Here is a 25887-nt window from a genome sequence, read left to right on the forward strand (position 1 = left end):
TTCCTTTCACCATGGCCGGACTCACTTGAGGATGGCGCCGCGCGCCGTGGACGAGAGGTGGTTGGCGTCCCCGAGGAAGGTGGCCGTGTAGCCGCCGTTGAGGACCAGGGCGACCAGCTGGGACCCGGCGTTGCACGTGGCCGCGCCGGCACCGTTGGTCACCGAGGTGCACACGACCTTGGCGCCGACCTTGAACTCCACCGGTACGCCGGCGAGCGGGCCCGCGGAGGTCGTGACCGTCGCGCGGAGCTGGCCGAGCGGCAGGCCGAGCGGGGTCACCTTCACGACCGCCGCCTCGGCGGTGGTCGTCGTCGCGCGCTTGGCCACGGTGACGTCGACGACGGCGGAGCCGCTGCCGTCGTGCACCGCGCTGCCGCCGTAGACCGCCCTCAGGTGGTGGGCGCCCGCCGGCAGCGCTGCCGTGGACAGCTGGGCCGAGGCCGCACCGCCCGCGGCCGGCCCCACCGGCACGGAGCCGATCTCCTCGCCGTCGGCCAGGAAGGTGACCGATCCCGTCGGGACGCCGAGGTCGCCGTTGGCGGGCGAGACCAGCGCCGTGAGGACGAGGCCGTCGCCGTAGGTGACGGTGGTCGCCGAGACGCTCAGCCCGGTCGTGGTCGCCACCTTCGCCACCGTCTGGGTGAGCTCCTCGAGCTGCGGGCGGAAGTGGATGTCGCCGGAGTAGAGCGCCGTCACCGCGTGCGTGCCGGGCGCGAGGTCGCCGACGGCGATGCTCGTCGCCGCGCCGTCCTCGAGCTCGACCGCGTCGCCCAGCGGCTGGCCGTCGACGGAGAACTGGACGAACCCGGTCGGCACGCCGGTGCCGGCCTGCTGCGAGGAGACCTCGACGCTGAAGCGCACCTCGTCACCGACCTGGGCGTCCGCGTCGGTCGACGACAGCGCCACGTCGACGCCGGCCGCGGCCACCGTCTGGACGAGGATGTCGCCGCTTCCTGCGTAGCCGGGGGCGGGCGTGAAGGCCGCGATCACCGTGTGGTCGCCCGGGTCGGGCGAGGCGAGCGTCGCGCTCTCGGCGACCCCGTCGGGACCGACCGCGACCGCGCCGCCGAAGTCCTGGCCGTCGACCGAGAACTGCACGGTCCCGCCCGGGGCGCTGTCGTCGGCCGCGGAGACCTCGGCGCGGAAGGTGATCAGCTCGCCGTACGTCGACGGGTTGGTGCTCGACGTGAGCACCGTCGACGTCGCGACGACCGCCGTGCCCTCGATGACCGTGTGGCTCACCGGGGCCGAGCTGCTGCCGCGGTAGTCGTCGTCACCCGCGTAACGCGCGCTGAGCTGGTAGGAGCCCGGCGCGAGGTCGGACACCGCGAGCACGGCGGTCCCGCCGGAGAGCGGGGCCGAGCCGATCGCGTCGGTGCCGGCGTAGAAGGTGATCGTGCCGGTGGCGTCGCCCGAGCCCGGGCTGACCGCCGCGACCGTGGCCGTCAGCTCGACCTCCTGGTCCTGCAGCGACGGGGAGGGGCTGGCGAGGAGGGCGAGCGTGGTGTCCGCCTTCGCGACGTCCTGCCCGACCTGGTCGGAGCCGGACTGGTAGCCGCCGCTGCCCGAGTACGCCGCAGCCAGGGTGTGGCTCCCGGCCCTCAGCGAGGTCAGCGGCGGGAAGGTCGCCGAGCCGTTGGTCAGCGCGACCGGGGCACCGGTCGCGGTGCCGTCGACGAGCAGCTGGACGGTGCCGCCCGGCGTACCGCCGCCGGGGGCCTGCACCGCAACGGTCGCGGTGAGGCCCACGGCCTCGCCCGTCACGGTCGAGGAGTCCGACGCGACGAGGGTGACCTCGACGGCCGCCTTGCTGACGGTCACCGTGCGCGGCGCCGCCGAGCTCGGGCCGAAGACGTCGTCGCCGGTGTAGGTCGCGACGACCGGGTTGCTGCCGACCGGCAGGTCGGTGACGGTCGTGCTGGCGTTGCCGTCGGGGCCGACCGGGGCGCTGCCGACCTCCTCGCCGTCCACGGTGAACACGACCTCGCCGGTGGGGGTCCCGGTCGCGGTCGCGACCGTCGCGCCCAGGGTCACCGGCTGGCCGGTGACCGCGCTCGCCGGGTCGACCGACGACGTGGTCGTCGTCGGCTTGAGCGGCTCGCGGACCCGGAAGGTCACCGCCGCCGACGTGCTGGTCGCGTGGTCGGCGGTGCCGTTGTAGACCGCGACGACCGTGTGGTCGCCGAGGCCGAGCGTCGAGAGCGCCGCGCTGGTCGCCTCACCGTCGGCGAGCGCGACGGCGGAGCCGAAGTCGGAGCCGTCGACCCGGAACTGGACGGTGCCGGCGGGGTACCCGCCGTGCGTCGGCACGACGCTCGCGTGGAAGCGGACCGGGTCGCCGATGGTCACGACCGCGGGGTCGGCGCTGACCGTCGTGGTCGTCGCGATGGCGCCGACCGTGAAGGTCTCGCTCGTCGAGGCGGGCTCCAGCGTCGCGTCCCCGGCGTACGACGCCGAGACGGTCGCGCTGCGCGGGGGACCGGCGACCGCGATGGTCGTCTCGGCCACGCCTGCGGCGTTGGTGGTGGCGTTCGCCGTGGCGCCGCCCGACAGCGTGAAGCTGACCGTCCGGCCGGACACCGCGCCGCCGGTGCGGTCGGTGAGCGTGGCCCGCACGGTCGCCGTACCTCCCTGGGGGGCGGTGAGGTCGCCGGTGTAGGCCAGCGTGCTGCAGGCCTTCGGCGTGACCACGAGGGTCGCGGCGCCGGTCGCGCCGCCGGCCGAGGCGACGACGCCCCAGCTGCCACGGGCGCCGGCCTTCTGCAGGCCGTCGGACTCGGCGGGGGCGGCGACCGTCACGCTGTAGTTGCCACCGGAGGTGGTGGTCGCGCTCGCGGTGATGCTCGCGCCCGGCGTCACGGGCGACTTGTCGAGGAAGAGCGAGACCGGGACGCCCGCGGCGCCCGTGCTGAGCTTGCCGCTCACGGTGACGTCACCGCCCGCGCAGGACAGCGACGGAGTGATCGTGGTGGTGAGGGTCGTCGACGGAGCCGGGGTGCTCGACGACGACAGCTTGCGGTCGAGGGTCAGCGTCGCGCCGTCGAGCGGGAGCTTCAGGTACTCCTGGGCGTCGTTGCGGTGCACCGGCGACCACCAGTGCGTGCTGACCAGGCTGCCGTCGGAGCTCTGCGTGTGGACCCGACGGGTCGCGATGCTGCCCGCCAGCACGCTGGCCGTCGCGTTGGTGACCGCGGCCGGGGCGTCGAGGGAGAAGACCCCGTCGAAGGTGTCGGCCCCGCTGCCGTAGCTGCCGGCGTCGTACGTGAAGCCGCCGGTGTAGTCGACGTCCACGTCGCTCTGCCACGACTGGCCCGCCTCCACGGGGAAGTCGATCGCGCGCCACCCACCGCGCGGGGTCATCTCGAGGTCGACCGCCGCGGTGATGTTGGTCGAGATGATCGAGATCGACGCCTTGGCCCGGAGGTCCTGGTGCTGCTGCTCCTGCAGGAGGGCGAGGTCGGAGCGGCGCACGTAGCGGGTGCCGCTCACCGACCCGGAGAAGTTGCTGAGGGTGGCGTTCCCGACGCCGTCGACCTGGGCGCTGCCGCCACCGCCGGTGATCGTGCCGGAGATGTTCAGCTTGTAGGCGCTCTGCCCCTGGAAGGTCTCGACGCCGGCCACCGTGTAGGTGACGTTCTCGTTGATCGTGACGTCCGCGGTGTCGCCGGTGTAGCGGAAGCTGGTCTGGTAGGTCCACGCCCACCCGGTGCTCCACACCGCGACGTCGTCACCGCTGGCCTGCGCGGCGAGGGCGGGCGTCGTACCGGCCCCGACGAGCGTCGCGACCACGGTCGCGAGGACGCTCAGCCAGGCCATCCGTCGCCGGAAGTCGCGCGCCGCGCGGCGGCGGCTGGGCTGGAGGGTGCTGTCGTTCGGCGCAGGGAGCATGCGTCACCGTCCCGTGAGTGGGGGGGTGCCACCCGAGAGGGACGGGCACGGGAGCCCGTGTGGCGGAGGGAGTGGCGGGAGTCAAGCAGGTTGTGACGGGGCCCACATCCCTTTTCTGAAAGAAGTTCACCTTTTTTCACCAAGGCCTTGGCGAACGGCTCGTTTCGCCGCTCCTGCCGCAGGGTGCGTAACCTTGCACCTTGTGGCTGGACCCGACTACGACTCCGAGATCAAGCAGCTGACTGCGACGATGCACACCATCGAGCAGGTCCTCGACCTGCCGAAGATGGAGCAGGAGATCGCGGACCTCGGGGTCCAGGTCGCCGCGCCCGACCTGTGGGACGACCAGGACAACGCGACCCGGGTGACCGGGCGCCTGTCCTCCCTGCAGGGCCAGGTGGAGCGCTTCCGCGGCCTCCAGCAGCGCATCGACGACCTCGCCGTGCTGGCCGAGCTGGCGGCCGAGGAGGGCGACGCCGACACCCAGGCCGAGGCCGACGCCGAGCTCGACCGGATCAAGAAGGCCGTCGAGGGCCTCGAGGTCCGCACCCTGCTCTCCGGTGAGTACGACGAGCGCGAGGCCATCGTCACGATCCGCTCCGGCGCGGGCGGCGTCGACGCCGCCGACTTCGCCGAGATGCTGATGCGGATGTACACCCGCTGGGCCGAGCGCAACAAGTACCCCGTCGAGGTCTACGACATCTCCTACGCCGAGGAGGCCGGCATCAAGTCGGCCGAGTTCGCGATCCACGCGCCGTACGCCTACGGCACCCTCTCCGTCGAGGTCGGCACCCACCGCCTGGTCCGGATCAGCCCGTTCGACAACCAGGGCCGCCGCCAGACCTCCTTCGCCGCCGTCGAGGTCGTGCCCCAGCTCGAGCAGACCGACGAGATCGAGGTCGACGAGAACGAGATCCGCGTCGACGTCTTCCGCTCCGGCGGCCCCGGCGGCCAGTCGGTCAACACGACCGACTCCGCGGTCCGCCTCACGCACATCCCGACCGGCATCGTGGTGTCCTGCCAGAACGAGAAGTCGCAGCTGCAGAACAAGGCCGCCGCGATGATCGTCCTCAAGGCCAAGCTCCTCGCGAAGAAGAAGGCCGAGGAGGCCGCGCTCAAGAAGGACCTCAAGGGCGACGTCGCCGCGAGCTGGGGCGACCAGATGCGCAACTACGTCCTCAACCCGTACCAGATCGTCAAGGACCTGCGCACCGGCTACGAGACCGGCAACCCGCAGCCCGTCTTCGACGGCGAGATCGACGGCTTCCTCGAGGCCGGCATCCGCTGGCGTCGCGGGGCGGACAACGCCTCCGACAACTGACCTGGTCGGTCGGGGGTGCGCTCAGCGCTCCAGGTCGGCCGCGTCGAAGATGACCTCGGCGACGGCGAAGGCCACGACCGCGCCCAGGGCACCGACGACCTCGCTGGCGAGCAGCAGGCCCAGGGCCGTGGCTGCGCCGACGCTGCGCCATGCCCAGCGGGGGAGCGGGAAGCCTTCTTGCACAAAGTCATTCAACTCGATCGACTTTGATTGGTAAAGGCGTGGCTTCGGGTCCGTTCATAGCCAGACCGTCGGGTGCAGGGTCTCACTCGTATCGGGTGGAGTGCGGTGCTTGAGCTCTGCCGCGCCAGTACAGCCCCCAGGTGGCGCGCACCTGTCGCAGGACGCCCTGCGTTCGCAGTTCGCGTCGGAGGGTTCGGCTGGCATTCGGGTGCATGTAGCAATAGGCGCGGACCCAGATGGAGGGATACTCCGCCTCCGCCTGCTCCTGTCGCTCGCGCTCAGCCGCGATTCGAAGTGCTGACAGGGGAGTTGAGGGATTGGTGAGCGCCCAACTCGTCTCGCCTGAGCGGACGAGTTCCTCAAGTGCGTCAGGTGGCATGTTCGGATTGCCGGAGGCCCATAGGCGCACTGGCGGAACAGGGTCCCTCGCCAACTCGCGTAGCCGGTCCGGGCTAGTGCTCAAACGCCTGGCCTCAAGTACACGCAGGTACGCCTCGTGTCGTTCACGTGGTGTTCGCGTATGGCGTTTGCTCACTGGACCATCTTGCCGCTCCGCTTCTGTTGGACTACGCGGCTACGGCGCTCAGAGATGGTGGCGCGCCTGACGGCGGCGGGTGTCGGGCGTGTTGCTGCCGGAGTGGAGTGCCCCGACCGCGGGCAGCCGCAATCAGAGGCACGGGGCCTGGCGCGGACGTCGTGGGCCTTACCTGTCGCGCGGGCCAACCGGGTCCTCTCAACTCGAAGCACCAGGTGCTCGTGCCCAGGGAGTCCCGGGCGTCGCCGTGGCGCTCCTTCTACGACGCTTGACCTACCGATCGTCACGGTCTCGAGCCCTGCCGTCGACGCCGGCGCGGAGCGCTCGTCCCTGCCGCACTCCGTTGTCCACAGCCTCGAGCAAGCATCTTGGATCGAACATATGTTCGAGTATCATACGGGTATGGCAGCGCAGCTCACGGCAGAGGAGGTCCGGTCGTTCGTCGACCGAATCACCGCTGGCGTGTGCCCGGACGACCCGGCCGCGCAGATCGACGTGATCGCGGCGCTGGAGACGTTGAAGTCCGCGGCGGCTGCTGTGCAGGCCGAGGCGTCGGTGGTGTACGACGCCCGCCGCCGCGCCGACGAGGCAGCGGCCGGGGTCCAGGCGGCCCGCCAGGGCCGTGGTGTCGCCTCCGAGATCGCGCTCGCCCGTCGTGAGTCACCCCACCGCGGGCAGGTCCTTCTCGGTCTGGCGAAGGTGCTGCACTCCGAGATGCCGCACACCCTGGCCCGCCTGCGCGACGGATCGTTGTCGGAGTTCCGGGCGATGCTGCTGGCGCGGGAGACGGCTTGTCTGCCGATCGAGCTGCGGATGTTCGCCGACGAGGAGACCTGTGCCGACCCGGCCGCCCTCGACGGGGTCGGGACGAGGGAGTTGGTCGGCCGGATCCGCCGGCTGGTGGCCGAGCTCGACCCCGCCGCGGTCGCCCGCCGCGCCCGCAAAGCACAAGCCGACCGCAACGTGACCGTCCGCCCGGCGCCGGACACGATGACCTACCTGACCGCACTGGTCCCGGTCGCCCAAGGGGTCGCGGCCTATGCCGCGCTCCGCAAGGCAGCGGAAGCGGCGCGTGCCGCGGGCGATCCCCGCAGCCTGGGGCAGCTCATGAGCGACCTGATGGTCGCTCGGCTCACCGGCGTCGCCGACACGGGTACCCCCGAGGCGGCGCCGGCGGTGCCGGTCACGGTCGACGTGGTGATCTCGGACGAGTCCCTGGCCGGTGGCCACGCCCCTGCGGAGGTCTCCGCGGACGGCGTACCAGCCGAGGTGGTGCCGCCCGAAGTCGCCCGCAACCTCCTCGCCCAGGCCATCAACCAGCCGTCCGACAGCGAGGTGATCAGCTGGTTCCGGTGCCTGTACCGCAACCGTCTCGGCCGGCTGGTCGCGATGACCACCCGATCCCGGTTCCACACGAAGGCGATGGGTGAGTTCCTCGCCCTGCGCGGTGCCGGGATCTGCGCCACCCCGTTCTGTGATGCCCCGGTCCGGCACAACGACCACATCACCCCGGTCGCCGACGGTGGCGACACCACGGCCGACGACGGCCAGGGGCTGTGCCAGGCGTGCAACCACGCCAAACAAGCCCCGGGCTGGCGACAACACCAGGTCGGGCACCCCGTCGACCGTCACCAGGTCGAGACGATCACCCCGACCGGCCACCGCTACACCGCCACCGCACCCGCCCCACCCGGCTGGCGAGAACCCCGCTACGTCCAGACCGGCCCCGGCCGCTACCAGCTCATCGCCTGACAGGGACGAGCTGGAAGACCCTCAGAATGGGCCAATGGTGCGTGGCTCTTCGCGGCCGCGGGCCAGACGGTCCGCCTTGGCCAGGGCGTCAGGCAGACGATGGCTGCCAGCCATCGCGGCGACCAGGCGCGCGGCGTTGTCGAGCGACACGCCTCCGGCGGTCGTGACGTAGAGGGGCCGTGTGGCCGCGCCACGGATCACTTCGATTGCGTGGGTTGCTGAGTGGAATGACGTCTTCGCGACGCCGATCACCGGAATGCCGAACGCTCGAGCCGCATGCGCGCCGAGCCCGGGGCGGCCCTTCGGGTCGAGGGTGGCGTAGCCGTCGACGAGCAGGAGGTCGACGGGCGGCGCGGACGTCAGGACGGCCTGGATGCACGGCAGCTCACGCTTGTAGAGCGCGCCGGATTCGTAGGGGAGGGTGCGGGCGATCCTGACCACGTGCTCGGAGGTCACTGTCGAGCAGGTGCTGTCCTCGCACACGATCAGCGCGGCGCGCCCTCCGCCGTCACCGTCGTAGTGGACGTCGACGGCGCCCACCCGCGTCACGCCGTCCATCGCTCCACCCTAGAAGGCGCGTGCGCCAGGACGCGTCAGCGCGGCACCACCCGCGCCGACGCCGCACTGAGCGGACCCCACCCGACCGCATTGCGGGCCCGGACCCGCACCACCCAGCGTCCCCGCGGCAGCCGCAGCGAGACCCGGTGCGTGCCGGCTGCCAGGGTGCGGGCGCTGGCGCGAGCCACGACGCGTCCGGTGACGCCGATCCGGTAGGCCGTGATCTGGTAGCCCGTGATGGACGTCCCGCCGGTCACCGCCGGAGGCGTCCAGCGCGCGACGATCGTGCGGATCCCGCCGCGGGTGCCCGGCAGGGCGCGCGGCCGCGAAGGGGCGCCGGGCCGGGTCGCCGGGGTCGTGGGCGGCGGCTCGACCACCGGGGGCTCGTCGACCGGCGGGTCGTCGCCGGGCGGAACCTCGCCGGCGCTGCAGCCCGTGACGGTCAGGCGGTAGGCCCCGAGGCTGCCGTAGTCGTCGTACCCGATGGACGGCCAGGTGCTCGGGCTGGTCGTGCCGGAGCCGATGCCCTTGACGACGACGTGGTACGGCCCGCCGCTGAGGGTCCGGGAGAAGCCGGCGTCGAGGCCGGTCACGCCGGACGTCATCCGGTTGGTCGCGGTGGCAGCCGAGGTGATCAGGGTGCCGGTGGGGCCGCGCAGCTCGAGCCCGATGTCGAGGTTGCCGCCGACCGATGCCGGGTCGGCGTGGACCGTGACGGTGCCGGAGCAGTCGGTGACGGTGATCCAGTCCTCGTCGTCGCGGGTGGTGATGACGCCGCGGCCGCCGGGCAGGGCGGCGAGCGGGACCGCGGTGGCGACGGAGTCGCCGGCCTCGTCCGCGCGGAGGGTGACGCCGTTGGTCTGCGCGACCGCGAGGTCGTCCTCGTGGTTGTTGGCGTTCGCGTAGTCGCCCTTCGACCACTGGGTGACCCCGGCCGAGTAGGGGCTGCCCATCAACGGTCCCCACAGCGACGTCCCGCTGTAGTAGCCGCTCGTCGTGGTGCCGTCGTGGCCCAGGCCGAGCGTGTGCCCGGCCTCGTGGCTGCCGGCCTCGGCCATGCTCTTGGCGCGGTTGCCGAGCGAGCTGGGGAACACCCACGCCGGGCTGCGCGTCTCGCCGCCGCTGAGGATCGCGTCGAAGGTGCCGATCCAGGCCAGGCCGCCGCAGGCGCTCCGGCACAGCGCCGTCGAGATCGACGTGCCGGACGAGAACGCCACCCGCGTGCCGTAGCTCGTGTCGCCCGAGGAGTTGCGGAACAGCCCGCCCGACGCCGGCTCCTCGGTGGTCACGTCGATGTCGAAGGGCGCGAAGTCCTCCGCCATCCGCGCCCACACCTCGATCACGGTCGCCCGTTCGGTGTCGGAGAAGGCCGCCGAGCCGTCGAGCGACCACCCGGGGAAGAGCAGGGTGCTGAGGCCCTGGAGCAGCCACGAGTTGGTCGACAGCAGGCTGCCGCCGTCGAAGTCGAGGAAGATTTTCTGCGCCGCACCGGGCCGGCTGTGCAGCGTGAACGCGTCCGCCTCCGTGTACGACGCCAGTGCGGTCGCCACCGACCGGCTGGTCACCGTCGGGGTGCTCGGCGGGGGACCCCACTCGTCGAGGTAGAAGCTGCCGCCGTCCTCGGTCACGACGAGCCCGGGCGGGGCCGGGTCGGGACCGGCGGAGTCGTCCGCGGTGGCCGGCATCGCCGGGCCCGCCACCGAGACGGCCACCGAGACGGCCACCGAGACGGCCAGCGAGGTCAGGGCGAGCAGGCCGGATCGCAGCATGCCTTCCCATCGGCGCGCCCGGTGGGCGGCTGAGCGGGGACCGGGTCCCGTCGCGGGTGGGCCGAAGGGATCAGGAAGGCACGACGGACGCCGCTTGCGCGACGGCGACGCACCAGCGTCCGGCCCGGTCGACCAGGTCGGCCTCGGTGGCGCCGACGCCCTGGGTCAGGGTGCAGGTCAGCCAGGCGTCGCCGAAGAGCCCGCGCCACGAGACCGTGCGCTGCTCGCCGCTCGTGCAGGTGGTCGCCACCGACGGGGTGCCGAACGCGGCGGCTCCCGCGGTGGTCGTGCAGCCCCGGGCGGGGGCGGCCTTGGCGAGGGCCTGGGCGCGGGTCCGGGTCACCGGGGGAGCGAACACCCACGCCCGCGCCTCCGCGCCGGAGCCGGCGAAGGCACAGCCGTACTCGTGCGCGACGTCGCCGCCGGGCACGGCGGCGGCCTTCTCGCCGTTGCCCCAGGCGGTCAGCTCGCCGTCGCCGCCGAGGGCCTCGGCCACGGCCTCCTTCGCCACGAGCTCGCAGAACGGGGCGCGCCGCACGACGGCGGTCGCGCTGTCGAAGTCGGCGAGGTCGGTGCCCTGGTAGACGGCGGCCTTCGGGGCCGGCGTACGGTCGCCGGCCACGCCCACGCCGATGCCCACCGGCACCAGGGTGAGGAGCGCGGAGAGTCCCAGCGCACGCACGACGGTCGACACGTCGGACCACCCTAGATGACGCTCCCGAATGTGACGCACCGGACGTGAGGGGTCCGCAGGGAGCACAGGTGGGTCGCGTACCGTCTTGTCAGTGATTCGCTTCGAGAAGGTCACCAAACGCTATGCCGGTCCGGGCCGTCCTGCCCTCGACCAGGTCACCCTGGACATCGACAAGGGAGAGTTCGTCTACCTCGTCGGACAGTCCGGCTCCGGGAAGTCGACCGCCCTGCGGCTGGTCCTCCGTGAGCTGCGTCCGACCTCCGGCCGGGTCTACGTCGCGGGCAAGGAGATCAACCGGATGGCCGGCTGGAAGGTGCCCCGGCTGCGCCGCCAGATCGGCACCGTCTTCCAGGACTTCCGCCTGCTGCCCAACAAGACCGTCGCCGAGAACGTCGCCTTCGCCCAGCAGGTGATCGGCAAGTCGCACCGCGAGATCAGCAAGTCGGTGCCCGAGACGCTCGAGCTGGTCGGTCTCAAGGACAAGGCCGACCGCATGCCCGACGAGCTCTCGGGTGGCGAGCAGCAGCGCGTCGCCGTCGCCCGCGCCTACGTCAACCGGCCGATGATCCTCATCGCCGACGAGCCGACCGGCAACCTCGACCCGCAGACCTCGGTCGGGATCATGAACCTCCTCGGTGACATCAACCAGACCGGTACGACGGTGGTGATGGCCACCCACGACCACGGGATCGTCGACCAGTTCACCAAGCGGGTGATCGAGCTGGAGAACGGCAAGGTCATTCGCGACGAGGCCGGCGGCAGCTACGGCTTCCAGCACCTCGACAACCAGCAGGAGGGCTGAGCGATGCAGCTGCGCCATGTCTTCAGCGAGCTCAGCACCGGCCTGCGCCGCAACCTGACCATGCACCTCGCCGTCGTCGTCACGCTGTTCGTGTCGCTGACCCTCGCCGGCATCGGCATCCTCGTGCAGCGCGAGGCGACGATCGCCGTCGACGAGCTCGGCAGCGAGCTCCAGATCCGGGTCAACCTCTGCACCGAGGATGACCCCTCCCTGCGCCGCGGCACGGCCAACTGCGCGAGCGGTGAGGTCACCGCCGCGCAGAAGGAGCGCATCGAGCAGGAGCTCGAGTCCAGCCCCGAGGTCGAGTCCTTCGACTTCGAGAGCAAGCAGGAGAGCTTCGAGACCGCCTACGAGCAGGCCAAGCGCAAGGACCGCGGCTACCTCTTCGAGGGCGACGGCGCGGTCGTCACGGTCGAGCAGTGGCCGGCGGCGTACTGGGTGACGCTGAAGTCGCCCGACAAGGCCGATGGCGTGATCAGCGCGGTCGAGGGCCTCGACGGCGTCGCCAGCATCCTCGACCAGCGCGACGCCATGAAGCAGATCTTCGGGATCATGACGGTCCTCAAGTACGGCTCGTGGATCGGCTCCGGGTTCCTGCTCTTCGCCGCCCTGCTCCAGGTCGCGAACACGATCCGGCTGGCCGCCCTGGCGCGCCGCCGCGAGATCGCGATCATGCGCCTCGTGGGTGCCTCCACGCTCTACATCGCGCTGCCGTTCCTGCTCGAGGCGTTGGTCACCGCGATCGTCGGCGTCGGCCTCGCCGCCGGCGCGCTGGCCTCCTTCCAGTTCTGGGGCGTCGAGAACGGCATGGCCGAGCGGGTGACCTTCCTGCCCTGGGTGGACTGGAGCGACTACGGCCACGCGCTCTACGGCTACCTCCCGCCGGGCATCCTGCTGCTCGGCCCGGCGCTGACCTTGGTCCCGACACTCCTGCTGACCCGGAAATACGTCAAAGTCTGATCCACGGCAGTTACGGTCGAGGCGTTCACTTCCCCGAACACTGATTGGTTGTACCCGTGCGCTCCTTCCCCAGCGCCCCCTGGCTCCGCCGTACCCTCGACCGGATGCCGGCATGGGCTCATCCCCAATGGCTGGTGACCGCGGTCGCCGTCGTCGTCGCCCTGGCCGGCCTCGCCGTGCCGATCGCGCACGCCGACGACCGCGACGACCTCGAGGACAAGCAGGACCAGGTCCGCGGGCAGATCTCCAGCGTCAAGGACGACATCCACGAGGCGAGCGCCCGGGTCGCGAAGATCTCCTCGCAGCTCCGCAAGGCGCAGGGGCAGCTGAGCGCCGCCCGGTCGCGGCTCGCCGACGTCCGCGGTGAGCTGGCCGACGCACGCACCATCGCGACCCAGCTCAAGGCGAAGCTGGCGACGGCCGAGGCCAAGCTGGTGAAGGCGAAGGCCGACCTCGCGCAGGCGAAGATCGAGGTCGCCCAGCAGCGCGAGGAGGGGCGCGACACCCTCATCCGGATGTCGACGGAGGCCAACCCGGAGCTCGACGTGCTCATGTCGTACGCCGAGGGCGACAGCCTCGAGGAGGTGCTGGTCAGCCAGACCACCAACGGCGTGGTCACCGGCCGGCAGCAGCAGGCGCTCGACGCCCTCGAGGTGGTCCAGCAGCTGATGGCCGACCGCGAGGCCGCCGTGCGCGACGCCCGCAACGAGGTCGCGAGCGCCAAGAAGGAAGCCGACGCCAACGTCGCGACCATCACCAAGCTGGTCAACAAGGCCGCCGCCACCGAGGCCACGGTCTCCTCCCTCGTCAGCCGTACGTCGACCGCGCGCGCCGCCGTCGTGGCCGCCCGTGCCGCCGACCGGGCGGCGCTGCGCCGCCTGGAGGAGCGCGAGGCGCGGATCAAGCGCCGCATCCTCGCCCTCTCCCGCGGGCAGGGCGGCAGCTACAACGGCGACACCGGCGGCCTGCTGGCCAAGCCGGGCCCGGGGCCGGTCACGTCGCCGTACGGCTGGCGGATCCACCCCATCTACGGGTACTGGGGCCTGCACAACGGCATCGACTTCGGCACCGGCTGCGGCGCCCCGCTCGTCGCGGGCGAGTCCGGCAAGGTGATCGACACCTACTTCGACGAGGTCTACGGCAACCGCCTCTACCTCGCCATCGGGCGGGTCAACGGCGCCTCGATCGTGCTCGTCTACAACCACATGACCAGCTACGCCGTCGGCGAGGGCGCGCACGTGCGGCGCGGCCAGGTCGTCGGCTACTCCGGCTCGACCGGCTGGTCGACGGGCTGCCACCTGCACTTCATCGTGATGCGCAACGGCGAGCCCGTGGACCCGGCGCCGTACCTGTAGAAACCGCGTTGCGCCGTTCTGGGAGAATGGACGAATGGCCAAGGGGAAGTCGGGAGCGACGAGCAAGGGGGACGACGGCGGGCGCAAGCTCGTCGCGTCCAACAAGAAGGCGCGCCACGACTACCACATCGAGGACACCTACGAGGCGGGCCTGGTCCTCCAGGGCACCGAGGTGAAGTCGCTGCGGATGGGGCGCGCGAGCCTGGTCGACGGATTCGTCGACATCGACGGCGGGGAGGCCTGGCTGCACGGCGTCCACATCCCCGAGTACGCCCAGGGCACCTGGACCAACCACGCCGCCCGCCGCAAGCGCAAGCTGCTCCTGCACCGCGACGAGATCGACAAGATCGAGCGCAAGGTCAGCGAGAAGGGCCACACGGTCGTCCCGCTGGCGCTCTACTTCGTCAAGGGCCGGGCCAAGATCGAGATCGGCCTCGCCAAGGGCAAGAAGTCGTGGGACAAGCGCCAGGCGATCGCCGAGCGCACCGCGGACCGGGAGAAGGAAGAGGCGATCGGTCGCCGGCTCAAGGGCATGCGTGACTGATCGGCCGACCGAGGTCGAGAAGGTCCGCTCCTTCTGGGAGGCGCTCGGCCTGCCCGGGCTGGTCGACCTGCACACCCACTTCCTGCCGCCGGGCATCCAGCGCGCGGTGTGGGCGGTGTTCGACGAGGCCGGCCCGAAGATCGGTCGGCCGTGGCCGATCCGCTACCGGCAGTCGCTGGAGGAGCGGGTCGCGCTCCTGCGCGACTTCGGGGTCCGTGCCTTCCCGACCCATCCCTATGCGCACAAGCCCGGCGTGGCGTCGTACCTCAACGACTGGTCGGGGGAGTTCGCCGCGGGCGTGCCGGAGGTGCTGCGCTCGGCGACCTTCTACCCCGAGCCCGAGGCGGGGGAGTACGTCGCCGAGCTCGTCGAGGACGGCGTGCGGATCTTCAAGATCCACCTCCAGGTCGGCGAGTTCGTCGCCGACGACCCGGTCCTGGACCCGGTCTGGGCGGTGCTCGAGGACAGCGGGACGCCGGTCACCGTGCACGCCGGCTCCGGTCCCGTCGGCAACGCCTTCACCGGGCCGGGCTCGGTGGCCCGCCTGCTGCGCCGGCACCCGCGGCTACCTCTGGTCGTCGCGCACATGGGTGCGCCGGAGTACGAGGACTTCCTCGTCCTCGCCGAGCGCCACGAGAACGTCCACCTCGACACCACGATGGTCTTCACCGACTTCTTCGACCGGGACGCCGCCTATCCCGCGGCCCTGCTCCCGCGGCTGAAGGACCTGCAGGCCAAGGTGCTGCTCGGCTCGGACTTCCCGACCATCCCGTACCCCTACCACCACCAGCTCGAGGGTCTGGCCCGGCTCGAGCTCGGCGACGACTGGCTCCGCGACGTCTGCTGGCACAACGCCTTGCGGCTGCTCGGCCCCGACGCCGCAAATTCTTGACCCGGCCGCCCTTCCCTCCGGACGTCCACGGGTGCGGTCTTGACCCCGACCCGTCGTTGCTTTCCCGAGGAGAACCATGCGTGCTCGTCTCCCGATCCTGGCCGGCGCCATCCTCGCCGGCCTCGGTCTCGTCGCTCCCGCACCCGCGACCGCCAGCACCGGCGGAACGGCTGATGGCGACACCCACCCGAACGTCGCGATGATCGCGTTCTACGACGCGGACGGACGTTTCCGTTGCTCGGCGACCCTGATCAGCCCGACCGTGCTGGTCACGGCCGCCCACTGCACCGACGGCACGCTCGGACAGACGCTCGTCACCTTCGACAGCGTGATCGCCTAGGCGCCGCCGTCGCCGCTGCCCGTCGCTGCCGACGTCACCGCCGGCTACACGAAGTCCGAGCTCGAGGCGAAGGGCTACCTCTCCGGCACGGCGTACACGCACCCGGAGTACAGCGACTTCACCGACCTCGACAACTGGAACGACGTCGGCGTCATCGTCCTCGACGAGCCGGTCGAGGGCATCGCCCCGGCCCCGGTCGCCGCCCTGGGCGCGGCCGGCGCCATCAAGCAGCCGCGCAAGACCATCTTCACCGCGGTCGGCTACGGCACCGAGGTCCGGCAGGCCGACTCCGGCCCGCAGAAGCCCACCCCGATGAGCTACCCGCTGCTGCGCCGGTACGTCGACATGCCCGGCCAGAAGATCACGCCGCAGATCATCCAGACCAACGGCAACGAGCACGACCCCTTCGGCACCGGCGGCACCTGCTTCGGTGACTCGGGCGGGTCGCTGTGGCTCAACGGGAAGGTCGTCGCGGTGACGTCGTACGGCTACACGGACAACTGCCGCTACATCGACGGCTACCAGCGCATCGACATCCCCGTCGTCGCGGACTGGCTGGCGGGTTTCCTCGCGGACTGATCCGCCTCGATCCACGCGCGCGGGCCCACCGGGAACAATCCGGTGGGCCCGTGTCGTTGGGGCCCAGTAGACTCGTGCTGTTCACAACTCAAGAGGGGCTGATCGGTTTCGACTTGGGACGTTAGTTCCAGGGGAAGCGGGTCGAGAAGCCAGCGTCATCTCGTAAACGATCGCTGGAAACCAATAACTGCCAACGCTAAGCGCAGTTCCTTCGCTCTCGCTGCCTGAGCAGTGATCGAAGCGTCTGACCGGGCATCCGTCTCCGTCCCGGACCCAGGCGTCATCCAGGAGACTTGCTGATCCGCTGCTGTCAGGGTGGCTGATCGGGACTCAAACCTGACTGGGCCTGTCGGCGACGTGTCAGTGCGAGCGCCGGGGCCGAGAACACGCCAGCACTGACTGCACCCGGAGAAGACCTGGATCGACGCTCGAGGACCGGGGTTCGATTCCCCGCAGCTCCACCAGCGAGGTCGTCGCAGATGAGCGGAGATTCTTCGCATAATCGACGGCCGTTGCGGTGCTACCGCAGCGGCCGTCGCGCTGTCAGGGGTCCCCCGTACATCCGTCGGGGGGCCGCCGATAATCTCCCAGTGTGAAGGCCAGAGATCTGGCTCAAGGTCGGGCCACTCTCTAGACGCGCGGCGAGCCAACTTCTCGCTATCTGTGGGCAGTTCCGCGCAGCGATCTTCGGGCTGGTGCGCCCGGCGTACATCCCAACGGTTTCGACGAGATCGAACAGGAGGGCGTGGCCCTCAGCAAGGGTCGGACCGTGCACATGGAGCTCGACCCCTCGTCTTCAGAGCACGTTAGGGGCGTGGTGCTCGTCGGCGAGGTGAAGTACAAGGTCACCGGTTCCGGCATCGCCCGCAACGCCGATTATCGCCAGGTCCCCGCCTGCGCGACCGTCGGGAACCTCGAGCCGGGCATACTCATTGACCGCTAGGCTGACGAGGCGCCAGCGAAGCCATCACGATCGAGACGACGCCCGACGGCTGACTTGTCGCCGTGGTGTGCCGGGGGGGCTGGTCCCACGTCAGCAGCGGGGTCGTTCGGTCGATTCTGTTGGTCTACCTCCGGTCAGTTCTTGGCGCGCGCCCGACATCCACGATCGGCCCGCCAGGTCGACGTGGTCTGTGGACTGGCATGCCCAGCTAGCGATTATTGGCCTCCGTCGCCCGTCAGAGTCGGCGGTTCTAGCACGGACTTGCCCAGCAGGTGGCAAAGTGCGGTTGGGTCCGCGGCCGGGGGCATCGCGCGAAGGTCAAGAGGAGGCTTAACGTTGAGCGACAATCAAGGTCGGGTTTCGTTCGTGCCAGTCGAGCGAATGAAAGAACGTGCCCGCCTTGCGCGGGACGAGTCGGATACTTCGTACTTCTTCGACCTTCTGTACATGGGTGAGATGCTCTTGAAGGTCATCGTTGCGGATCTGGTTGCCGCAGTCGACGACGACCGAGATCACAACAGATATGCGCTCGAGTGCAGACTTGTCCGCGCCGATGGAATCGGTGAGTGGGCGGAGGTTCTCGACGAGGTTCTAACAGGACCACCAAGCCAACTCCTAATACCTGCTGCGCGCGAGACCCAGCGGGAGTTGAGTATGAATGTCGGGCCGCGGGCTGACAGTTGGCAACGGCGAGCCGTTGATCGTCTCAACGATGCTTGCCGTTGCCTCGACGATGCGATCGCCGAAACAGCGACGCAGAAGACATCGTTTCGTCAGTGGGGGCGAAGCTTCGCGTGGCTTCGCAATCGGACGCGGGGCCACGGTGCTCCGAAGGCCGCAACACTGTCGAGCGTCTGTCCCGCTCTGGCTGAGTCGCTGGATGCGGTCATCGAGGGTGTGCCGACCTTCGCGCGGGACTGGGTCCACTTGTCTCAAACGTTGTCTGGCAAGTACCGCGTTGCTTGTTTCGGGGGCCAGCGCGAGCCCTTTTCCCATTTGTCGCGAGAAGTTGGTCATTCGTTCCGCGATGGCGTCTACGTAGCCCTTCCCGCACCCCGCCACGTCACTTTGCTCCTCACCGACGCCGACCTAAGCGACTTCCTTCTCCCAAATGGGAACTTCCGAAAGCAGCGCTATGAAGCGATCTCGTACATCACCGATGAGACCCGGGCACAGGACGGGACCGAGTGGGCCATGCCGCTCGAGGCGCGGCCGCTGAGCGAGACGAGCGCGCAGCCCGACCTTGACGTCCTGGGTCACGTTTTCTCGAACATGCCCCCCAAGCGTGACGGTTACGTCTCGCGCCCTGCGCTTGAGAACGACCTACGAGTTGTACTCACCGACGAACGAAATCCTGTGGTCACGCTTCAGGGGCGGGGCGGAGTTGGTAAGACCTCTCTTGCGTTGGAGGTTCTCCATGGCCTCGCGAACATGCAGGAGTTCTTCGCTGTCGTGTGGTTTAGCGCACGGGACATCGACCTGCTGCAGGAGGGACCGAAGGTGGTCCGCGCCGACATCCTTTCGACTGAAGATGTTGCAAAGGAGTTCGCTGGACTTATGAGGCCGGGCGAGAATCTGAAGCCTTCTGAGGCACTGCAGTACTTCACGGACTGCTTGGCAGGACAGGCGGCCGACGGACCGTTCCTCTTCGTTTTCGACAATTTCGAGACGATTCGAGAACAGGCGAGCCTGTACGAATACGTCAACAATGCGATCCGCCTGCCGAACAAGGTCCTCATCACCACCCGAACCCGCGACTTCAAAGCCGATTACCCGATCGGCGTCGCGGGAATGGCGCGGGACGAGTTTCACGCGCTGGTCACGGAGACCGCCTCCGACCTGGGAGTCCGAGATCTCATCACGGCGGCATACGAGGACCAACTATACGAAGAATCAGACGGCCATCCGTACATCACCAAAGTTCTTCTTGGGGATAGCGCACGCGAGAACCGCAAGGTATCACTAAAGAGCGTTGTGGCAACGAAGGATGCGTTGCTAGATGCCCTGTTCGATCGCTCCTTTGCGTCGTTGTCGCTAGCGGCCCAGCGGGTGTTCCTCACCCTCTGCAGTTGGCGATCGTACGTTCCGAGGCTGGGACTCGAGGCCGTACTCTTGCGTCCCGGAAACGAGCGGCTAGATGTTGACGGTTCCATTGCGGAGCTCGAACGAGCTTCACTCGTCGAGGTCATCGAGGACGTCGAAGGGCAGACGTCATTCGTCTCGGTTCCGCTGGCTGCGGCTCTCTTCGGTAAGCGGAAGCTAGTTACCTCTCCGCTGAAAGTTGCCATTGACGCAGACTTGGAGCTCGTGCGGCATTTTGGACCGGTCAAGGCCGCTGACGTCGCGCTCGGTCTCGCCCCGCGGCTCGATCGGCTCACGAGGGCTGTCGCAAAGCGCCAGGCGGATGGCGTGGATGTCGGTCAGGAGATCGCTGTCCTCGAGTACATCGCGTCCGGATACCCGCCGGCATGGCTCAATCTTGCGCGTCTGCAACAGGAGATGGGTGAAACTCAGGGTGCACTGGTCTCCGTCAATCGCTACCTCGAGTCAGCGCCGGACGACCGAAGTGCGTGGCGAAGTCTTGTCACTCTCTACAGACGGCTCGGTGAGCCGCTCGGGGAGATGCACGCTCGCCTACAGCTTGCCGAACTGCCGGCCTCCGACTTCGAGGACCTGAGCAACGCGGCGGCACGACTCAACGGCCTCATCTCTCGTCGCGAGATCTCCTTGGACGCCGATGAGCGCCGCCTGATGTGCCAGCGGCTCCGGCGACTGATGGAATCACGATCGGCTGAAGCCGATGCCACGGATCTCTCGCGGCTGGCTTGGCTGTGCATGAACCTCCAAGACGTCGAGGCAGCTTCCCGCTGGGTCGACGCGGGGCTAGGCATTGATGAGGCCAACGAGCATTGCGTCAGCTTGCACGACCGTCTGGCAAGCCAGGATGCGTAGGGTTTGACGCGGCGGGACGACCTGAGCTCGGTGAGCTCACATAGGCCAACTCCTCTCGGCAAGCGCGTAGGCCCACGTGTCACAACCGCGATTCTCGATGTCGCCTGGAAGGAAGGGTCCCTGGTCCTCGAGGCACCTGCTGCCCGGGCTCGAGGGCCTGACGTCTGAACCGTCTATTGGTCTCTGGGCCTGGCGTCCTGGGCGTCGGGCGCTCGCGCCGACGGTTCGCAGCATGAATCGGACTTGCTTTGCCGGTCTCCGCCGACACCATGGGCGCGCGCCACTGGTGGCGGGGTGCTGATTCCGGCGGTGATCGGTGCGCGGCTAGGCCGCCCTTCGCAGAATGCAAGTTCGAGCGTGTTCGGCGACGCGACTTGAGCTCAAATCCTGGCGACCGCGTATCCGTTCGGGGCCGTTGTCAATCCCCGAACACCCCGCCAGCCACACCCTTAGGTGACGCAGCAGAGCCGCCCGTCGGGGCTGCTGCATTTCGTGACGTGGTCGGTCCGTGGCCAGTCCGTGGCCAGACCGCCGTCCGGCGGGCGTGGCCCATCGCGAGCAGGGACACCAGGTCGTAGGCGACGTGCGCGGCGGCGACGCCGGTCATCTCCGCGTGGTCGTACGCCGGCGCGACCTCGACGACGTCGCCGCCGACCACGTCGAGGTCGGCGAAGCCGCGCAGGATCTCCAGCAGCTCGCGGCTGGTGAGGCCGCCGGCCTCCGGCGTGCCCGTGCCCGGTGCGTGGGCCGGGTCGAGGACGTCGATGTCGATGGACAGGTAGACCGGCCGGTCGCCCACGCGCGCGCGGAGCCGGTCGACGACCTCGTCGACCCGCAGCCGGTAGACGTCGGCGGCGGTGACGATGCCGAAGCCGAGGCGGCGGTCGTCCTCGAGGTCCCGGGGTCCGTAGAGCGGGCCGCGGGTGCCGACGTGGCTGAGCGCCTCGGTGTCGAGGATCCCCTCCTCGACGGCGCGGCGGAACGGCGTGCCGTGGGTGTACTCGGCGCCGAAGTAGGTGTCCCACGTGTCCAGGTGGGCGTCGAAGTGGACCAGCGCGACGGGTCCGTGACGCTCGGCCGCGGCCCGCAGGAGCGGCAGGGAGATGGTGTGGTCGCCTCCCACGACGACCAGGCGCGCGCCGTCGGCGGTCAGCGCCGCCGCCCCGGCCTGCACCGACTCGACCGCCTCGTCGATGCGGAACGGGTTGGCGACGATGTCGCCCGCGTCCGCGACCTGCGCGACCTCGAACGGCGAGACGCCGAGGCCCGGGTGGTAGGGGCGCAGCAGGCGCGAGGACTCCCGCACGTGCGCGGGGCCGAACCGTGCGCCCGGGCGGTAGGAGACCCCGCTGTCGAACGGGACGCCGGCGACGACGATGTCGGCGGCGGGCACCTCGTCGATGCGGGGCAGCCGGGCGAAGGTCGCCGGGCCGGCGAAGCGGGGGACGAGCGAGCTGTCGGTGGGACCGATGGTGGTCACGGGTACCTCTCTGGATCGGCTGTGGATCGGCTCTGGATCAGGTCTGGGTCAGGCGACGGCGACGGCGGGGCCGTCCGCGGCGACGATGGGCGTCGCGCCGGCGGTCCCGGTGGGGACCAGGCGCGGACCGTCGGGGCCGAAGGCGTCCTCCGGCTCCGGGAAGATCCACAGCAGCGCCGGGTAGAGCAGCGCGGCGAGGCCGAGACCGACCGGGATGCTCAGGTCGACGCCGTTGGCGAGGTCGCCGAGTGGGCCGACGAACTGGCCGGGCACGTTGACGAAGCAGATGCTGAGCGCCGCGGGCACCAGCCAGCCGACCAGGCCCCGGAAGTTCCAGCCGTGCGCGAACCAGTAGTGGCCCCCGCGCTGGCGGCGGTTGAACACCTGGAGCGAGTCGGAGTCGTACCAGCCGCGGCGCACGACCCAGCCGATCGTCATCACGACCATCCACGGGACCGTGCAGGTGATGATCAGGATCGCGAAGGTGGAGATGCTCTGGACGACGTCGAGTGCGAACCGGCCCACGAAGATGAACGCGATCGCGAACACGCCGATGAAGACGGTCGCCTGGACGCGGGTGAACCGCGGGAACACGCTGGAGAAGTCGAGCCCGGTGCCGTAGAGCGACGTGGTCCCGGTCGACATGCCGCCCACCAGCGCGATCAGGCACACGGGGACGAAGTACCACTCGGGCGCGACGGCGAGCAGCCCGCCGACGTAGTCGCCGGCCGTGATGTAGTCACCGGCGTCGGTCGCGATCACGGTCGCGGTGACGAGGCCGAAGCCGAACGGGACCAGGGTCGCGAGCTGGGCGAGCACGGTCGCGAGCATCACCCTGCTGCGCGGGGTCTCCCGCGGGATGTAGCGCGACCAGTCGCCGAGGAAGGCGCCGAAGGAGACGGGGTTCGACATCACCACCAGCGCCGCTCCGACGAAGGAGGGCCAGTAGAGCGCGTTGGTCGCGGCGTCCGCGCCGGGACCGTAGATGCCCGCGTAGCCCGGGTCGAAGGCCCCGCCGAATGCGACGATCCCCAGCAGGAAGAGTGCCGTGGCGGCGGCCACGGCCACCTTGTTGACGAGCAGCATGAAGCGGAAGCCGTAGATGCAGACCACGAGGACCAGCACGGCGAAGATGCCGTAGGCGATCGCGAGGACGGCGTCGTTGACCGGTACGCCGACGGCGCGGTTCGCTGCGCCGACGAGGACGTCGCCCGACGACCAGACGGAGATCGAGAAGAACGCGAGCGCCGTCAGCAGCGACAGGAACGAGCCGACGACCCGGCCGTGCACGCCGAGGTGGGCCGAGGACGAGACCGCGTTGTTGGTGCCGTTGCGCGGCCCGAAGACCGACATCGGCGCCAGGATCAGCGCGCCGACGCCGAGGCCCAGCAGCGTGGCGAGCAGGGCGTCGCGGAAGCTGAGGCCGAACAGGATCGGAAAGCTGCCCAGCACGACGGTCGCGAAGGTGTTGGCGCCGCCGAAGACGAGCCGGAACAGGTCGAGCGGGCGGGCGCTGCGCTCGGCGTCGGGGATGGCGTCGACGCCGTGCGTCTCGACCTCGGTGGCCTTCGGGGGCGCTGCGATCTCGGACATCGGGTTCCTTCCTACGCCACCGGGCAGGGTGACAGGTGCTCGTGGACGCCGACCACGCGGTCGCCGTCGAGGACGAAGACGATGGACTCGCGCTCGTCGGTCTCGGTGCGCTCGCCGTCGACGACCGTCACGGTGTGGACGCGGTGGGTCAGGACGCCGGTGTCCCCGTGGACCTGGACCAGCCGGTCGGTGCTGGTGCACGACTCCACGCGCCAGCCGTCGGCCAGCCAGCCCGCCCACAGCCGTTCGTACGCCGCCCGGTCGTCGAGCCGGTCGGGCTCGGGGTGGAACACGAAGGTGGCCGACGGCGCGAAGCAGTCGAAGTAAGCGGCCGTGTCGGTCGCCGCGAACGCGGCCACCAACCGGTCGGTCGCCGCGAGCACCTGCTCGGTGGTCAGTGCCGCCATCGTTCCTCCGTCGTCCTCGGTCGTCGTGGTGGCCGCACCGTAGGCGTGATCTGGGACACCCGGCAAGCACTACGTGCGTTACAGAGCCGCAACATGTCACGATCGTCCAAGGCTCCGGCCTACTATGACGACAACGGCTTCGCGTGAGTGGTCAGTGGTGATCGAAACGCCACCGTGGGAAGTCCGAAAGAAGTCGGAAAAATCTTCGAGGGGCGAGACGGTGGACGAGGTCGACGAGGCGATCGTGGAGCTGCTCGAGCACGACGGCCGGATGTCGCACCCGGCGATCGCCCGGGCGGTCGGCACCTCGCGGTCGGGAGCCGCCGCCCGGGTGCAGCGGCTGCTCGGGTCGGGCCAGGTCGAGGTGCGCGGGGTGGTCCACCCCGCGGTCCTCGGCCAGGGCGCCCTCGCCTACGTCACGCTGACCGTCCAGGGTCCGGTGGCACCGGTCGCCGCCTGGGTCGCCGAGCGCGAGGACGTGCCCTTCGTCTCCCTGCCCACCGGGCGGCAGGTCGTGCTGGTGGAGGTGCGGGCCGGGTCGACGCAGGACGTCGACCGCGCGGTCACCGAGCTGCGCTCCCACCCGTCGGTGCGCGCCGTCGAGGTGCTGACCTACGTCGAGGTCGTGCGCGACGTGGTCGGCCCCACGGGGGACGTCGACGGTGACGTCGACGAGACCGACCTGACGCTGCTCCGCGCACTCGAGGAGGACGGGCGGGCGTCGTACGTCGACCTCGCGCGGCTGGTCCGCCTCTCGCCCGCAGGGGTGCGCCGCCGCGTGCTGCGGCTGCTCGACGACGGGCTGGTCCGGGTCGGGGCGATCGTGCGGCACTCAGGCCGCGACCGGCAGCCCACGATGGGCCTGGGCCTGCGACTCTGCGGCGATCCCGCGCCCGTCGTGGACCGGCTGGCCGGCGACCGCGAGGTCATCTTCCTCGCCCGGACGCTGGGTCGGTTCGACCTGCTGCTGACGCTGCGGGCCCATGCCGGCGCCGACCTCGCCGAGCGGATCGACCGCGTGCGGTCCCTGCCCGGCGTGGAGGACGTCGAGTGCTGGAGCCACCTGCACATCGTCAAGGAGACCTACGCGGCGGTCCGGGTCGGCGGCGCGCCGCGTTCCTGACCCGGCGACCGGCCCGCCGCCGGCCGCCGCTCTGGCAGGATCGCCGCATGGAGCCGACGGTGGACCTCTTGCCCAAGCTGCGCGGCAGTCTCGCGACCGGTGCGACGGCCTACGGCGCGACCGCGATCGGGGCGGCGGCGCTGGGTGCCCTGGCGATCGGCGCCGTCGCCGTGGGTGCGGTCGCGATCGGGCGACTCACCCTGGGGGAGGGCCGGATCAGCCGGCTCGTCATCGACGAGCTCGAGGTGAAGGTGCTGCGGGTCGGCTCGGTCGAGCCGCTCGACTGACGGGGCGTCTGGTCCACGCGGTCGGGGGTACCTCCCGGAGATCCCACTCCGCGTGGGCGAAAGAAAGGAACCGCCATGGGTACGCTCCTGTGGATCGCCGCAGTCGTCCTCGTCATCGCCGGAATCGTCACGTTGATCCAGGGCAGCATCCTGCTCGGCATCGTGCTGATCGTCGTGGGGCTCCTGGTGGGGCCCGGAGGTGTCTCCATCTTCAACGGGCGCGGCAACACCGTCTGACCGCAGCACGCTGACCGGGAGAGCCCTCTAGGCTCGGGCGGCGGCGTCCAGCGCTTCGTCGAGCGGGACGTCGCCGCCCACCAGGTTCCACTGCTGGCCGACCGTGTCGGGACGGTCGAGCACGGCCGCGAGGACGGCGGCCACGTCGGCCCGGGTCACCGGGCCGCGCGGGACGTCCGGTCCGATCGCCACGTGCCCGGTCGCCGGGTCGTCGGTGAGCCGGCCCGGACGCAGGATCGTCCAGGCGAGGTGGCTCGCGCGCAGGGCCGCGTCGGAGTCGCGCTTGGCCGCGACGTACGCCGCCCAGACCTCGCCCGCATCGGGAGCGACCGGCTCGTCGACGTCGATCGCGGAGACCTGCACGAAGCGGCGGATGCCCAGACGGGTCGCCGCCTCGATCGACTTCAGCGAGCCCTCGAGGTCGACGGTGCGCTTGCGCTCGATGTTGCCGTCGGGTCCGCCGCCCGCGCTGAACACGACGGCGGAGCAGCCCTCGAAGGCCGCGGCGAAGTCGTCGACGCCGGCGTTCTCGATGTCGAGCAGGCGCACCTCCGCCCCGAGCTCCTCCAGCGCGGCGCGCTGCTCCTCCGAGCGGACGAGCGCGACGGGCGTGTGGCCCTGGGCGACGACGAGGGGGTGCAGCAGCCGGGCGATCTGGCCGTTGCCTCCGACGATGGCGACGAGCATGCACCC

23 protein-coding genes and 1 other RNA gene are annotated in these 25887 nt (G+C 70.3%); 15 read left to right on the plus strand and 9 right to left on the minus strand.

What is annotated here, in order from left to right:
* Positions 1-21: 21 nt before the first annotated feature.
* Entirely contained in the window at positions 22-3888 is a 3867-nt protein-coding gene (locus tag AC2YHB_RS18460; RefSeq protein ID WP_487354444.1) for an Ig-like domain repeat protein, read from the minus strand.
* A gap of 202 nt (positions 3889-4090) precedes the next feature.
* Between AC2YHB_RS18460 and prfB the strand changes: the two genes are divergently transcribed.
* The gene (gene prfB, locus AC2YHB_RS18465) at positions 4091-5209 is read left to right on the plus strand and encodes a peptide chain release factor 2 (RefSeq protein ID WP_036548244.1); all 1119 of its coding nucleotides are present in this window, start codon (positions 4091-4093) and stop codon (positions 5207-5209) included.
* Between the two features lie 21 nt (positions 5210-5230).
* Here prfB and AC2YHB_RS18470 read toward each other — a convergent pair whose 3' ends face one another.
* Entirely contained in the window at positions 5231-5392 is a 162-nt protein-coding gene (locus AC2YHB_RS18470; protein WP_179650159.1) for a hypothetical protein, read from the minus strand.
* 937 nt (positions 5393-6329) lie between these two features.
* On the opposite strand from AC2YHB_RS18470, the gene AC2YHB_RS18475 reads away from it, so the two are divergent.
* On the plus strand, positions 6330-7679 hold the full coding sequence (locus AC2YHB_RS18475) for an HNH endonuclease (RefSeq protein ID WP_179650161.1): 1350 nt from the start codon (positions 6330-6332) through the stop codon (positions 7677-7679).
* 21 nt (positions 7680-7700) lie between these two features.
* Here the strand turns inward: AC2YHB_RS18475 and AC2YHB_RS18480 are convergent, their stop codons facing one another.
* From AC2YHB_RS18480 to AC2YHB_RS18490, 3 genes are all read right to left on the minus strand, one after another.
* Positions 7701-8237 carry an endonuclease V gene (locus tag AC2YHB_RS18480; RefSeq protein WP_179650163.1) on the minus strand — a complete coding sequence of 179 codons (537 nt, stop codon included), beginning with the start codon at positions 8235-8237 and terminating at the stop codon, positions 7701-7703.
* A gap of 35 nt (positions 8238-8272) precedes the next feature.
* Positions 8273-10006 (minus strand): fibronectin type III domain-containing protein, encoded by a 1734-nt coding sequence (locus AC2YHB_RS18485; RefSeq protein ID WP_487354445.1) that lies wholly within the window; start codon positions 10004-10006, stop codon positions 8273-8275.
* A 70-nt stretch (positions 10007-10076) separates the two neighbouring features.
* Complete coding sequence (locus tag AC2YHB_RS18490) at positions 10077-10700, minus strand: hypothetical protein (RefSeq protein WP_487354446.1); 624 nt, start codon at positions 10698-10700, stop codon at positions 10077-10079.
* Positions 10701-10791: 91 nt separating this feature from the next.
* Between AC2YHB_RS18490 and ftsE the strand changes: the two genes are divergently transcribed.
* The 10 genes from ftsE (at position 10792) to AC2YHB_RS18540 (ending at position 20067) form a co-directional block, all read left to right on the plus strand.
* Positions 10792-11502 carry a cell division ATP-binding protein FtsE gene (ftsE, locus tag AC2YHB_RS18495; protein ID WP_036540689.1) on the plus strand — a complete coding sequence of 237 codons (711 nt, stop codon included), beginning with the start codon at positions 10792-10794 and terminating at the stop codon, positions 11500-11502.
* A 3-nt stretch (positions 11503-11505) separates the two neighbouring features.
* Positions 11506-12462, plus strand: a complete 957-nt coding sequence (gene ftsX / locus AC2YHB_RS18500; RefSeq protein ID WP_487354447.1) for a permease-like cell division protein FtsX — start codon at positions 11506-11508, stop codon at positions 12460-12462.
* A 104-nt stretch (positions 12463-12566) separates the two neighbouring features.
* A complete protein-coding gene (locus AC2YHB_RS18505; protein WP_179650170.1) occupies positions 12567-13817 on the plus strand; it encodes a M23 family metallopeptidase in 1251 nt (416 codons plus the stop codon).
* Between the two features lie 34 nt (positions 13818-13851).
* Positions 13852-14361, plus strand: coding sequence for an SsrA-binding protein SmpB (gene smpB / locus AC2YHB_RS18510; RefSeq protein WP_179650172.1), 510 nt, complete (start codon positions 13852-13854; stop codon positions 14359-14361).
* Positions 14354-15253 (plus strand): amidohydrolase family protein, encoded by a 900-nt coding sequence (locus AC2YHB_RS18515; protein ID WP_487354448.1) that lies wholly within the window; start codon positions 14354-14356, stop codon positions 15251-15253. The genes smpB and AC2YHB_RS18515 overlap by 8 nt, the downstream gene beginning before the upstream one ends.
* Positions 15254-15329: 76 nt before the next feature.
* Entirely contained in the window at positions 15330-15593 is a 264-nt protein-coding gene (locus tag AC2YHB_RS18520) for a trypsin-like serine protease (RefSeq protein ID WP_487354449.1), read from the plus strand.
* Between the two features lie 15 nt (positions 15594-15608).
* Positions 15609-16172, plus strand: coding sequence for a trypsin-like serine protease (locus tag AC2YHB_RS18525; protein WP_487354487.1), 564 nt, complete (start codon positions 15609-15611; stop codon positions 16170-16172).
* Between the two features lie 94 nt (positions 16173-16266).
* Positions 16267-16636: a transfer-messenger RNA gene (gene ssrA, locus AC2YHB_RS18530) on the plus strand.
* Between the two features lie 305 nt (positions 16637-16941).
* Positions 16942-17115, plus strand: a complete 174-nt coding sequence (locus AC2YHB_RS18535; RefSeq protein ID WP_487354450.1) for a hypothetical protein — start codon at positions 16942-16944, stop codon at positions 17113-17115.
* A 447-nt stretch (positions 17116-17562) separates the two neighbouring features.
* Entirely contained in the window at positions 17563-20067 is a 2505-nt protein-coding gene (locus AC2YHB_RS18540) for a hypothetical protein (protein ID WP_487354451.1), read from the plus strand.
* Between the two features lie 418 nt (positions 20068-20485).
* Here the strand turns inward: AC2YHB_RS18540 and speB are convergent, their stop codons facing one another.
* Genes speB through AC2YHB_RS18555 form a run of 3 tightly spaced genes read right to left on the minus strand, consistent with a single transcriptional unit; the run spans position 20486 to position 23547 of the window.
* Positions 20486-21547, minus strand: coding sequence for an agmatinase (gene speB, locus AC2YHB_RS18545; RefSeq protein WP_487354452.1), 1062 nt, complete (start codon positions 21545-21547; stop codon positions 20486-20488).
* Between the two features lie 48 nt (positions 21548-21595).
* A complete protein-coding gene (locus tag AC2YHB_RS18550) occupies positions 21596-23140 on the minus strand; it encodes a purine-cytosine permease family protein (RefSeq protein WP_487354453.1) in 1545 nt (514 codons plus the stop codon).
* 11 nt (positions 23141-23151) lie between these two features.
* Positions 23152-23547, minus strand: coding sequence for a YybH family protein (locus AC2YHB_RS18555; protein ID WP_487354454.1), 396 nt, complete (start codon positions 23545-23547; stop codon positions 23152-23154).
* Positions 23548-23767: 220 nt separating this feature from the next.
* On the opposite strand from AC2YHB_RS18555, the gene AC2YHB_RS18560 reads away from it, so the two are divergent.
* From AC2YHB_RS18560 to AC2YHB_RS18570, 3 genes are all read left to right on the plus strand, one after another.
* On the plus strand, positions 23768-24670 hold the full coding sequence (locus AC2YHB_RS18560) for an Lrp/AsnC family transcriptional regulator (protein WP_487354455.1): 903 nt from the start codon (positions 23768-23770) through the stop codon (positions 24668-24670).
* A gap of 47 nt (positions 24671-24717) precedes the next feature.
* Positions 24718-24957: a hypothetical protein gene (locus AC2YHB_RS18565; protein ID WP_487354456.1), complete on the plus strand. Its 240-nt coding sequence runs from the start codon at positions 24718-24720 to the stop codon at positions 24955-24957.
* A 75-nt stretch (positions 24958-25032) separates the two neighbouring features.
* A complete protein-coding gene (locus tag AC2YHB_RS18570; RefSeq protein WP_179650184.1) occupies positions 25033-25194 on the plus strand; it encodes a GPGG-motif small membrane protein in 162 nt (53 codons plus the stop codon).
* A 27-nt stretch (positions 25195-25221) separates the two neighbouring features.
* On the opposite strand, the gene AC2YHB_RS18575 is transcribed toward AC2YHB_RS18570, so the two are convergent.
* On the minus strand, positions 25222-25881 hold the full coding sequence (locus AC2YHB_RS18575) for an SDR family oxidoreductase (protein WP_487354457.1): 660 nt from the start codon (positions 25879-25881) through the stop codon (positions 25222-25224).
* Positions 25882-25887: the final 6 nt, after the last annotated feature.

The sequence above is a fragment of the Nocardioides sp. SRI_004 genome (assembly GCF_057586415.1).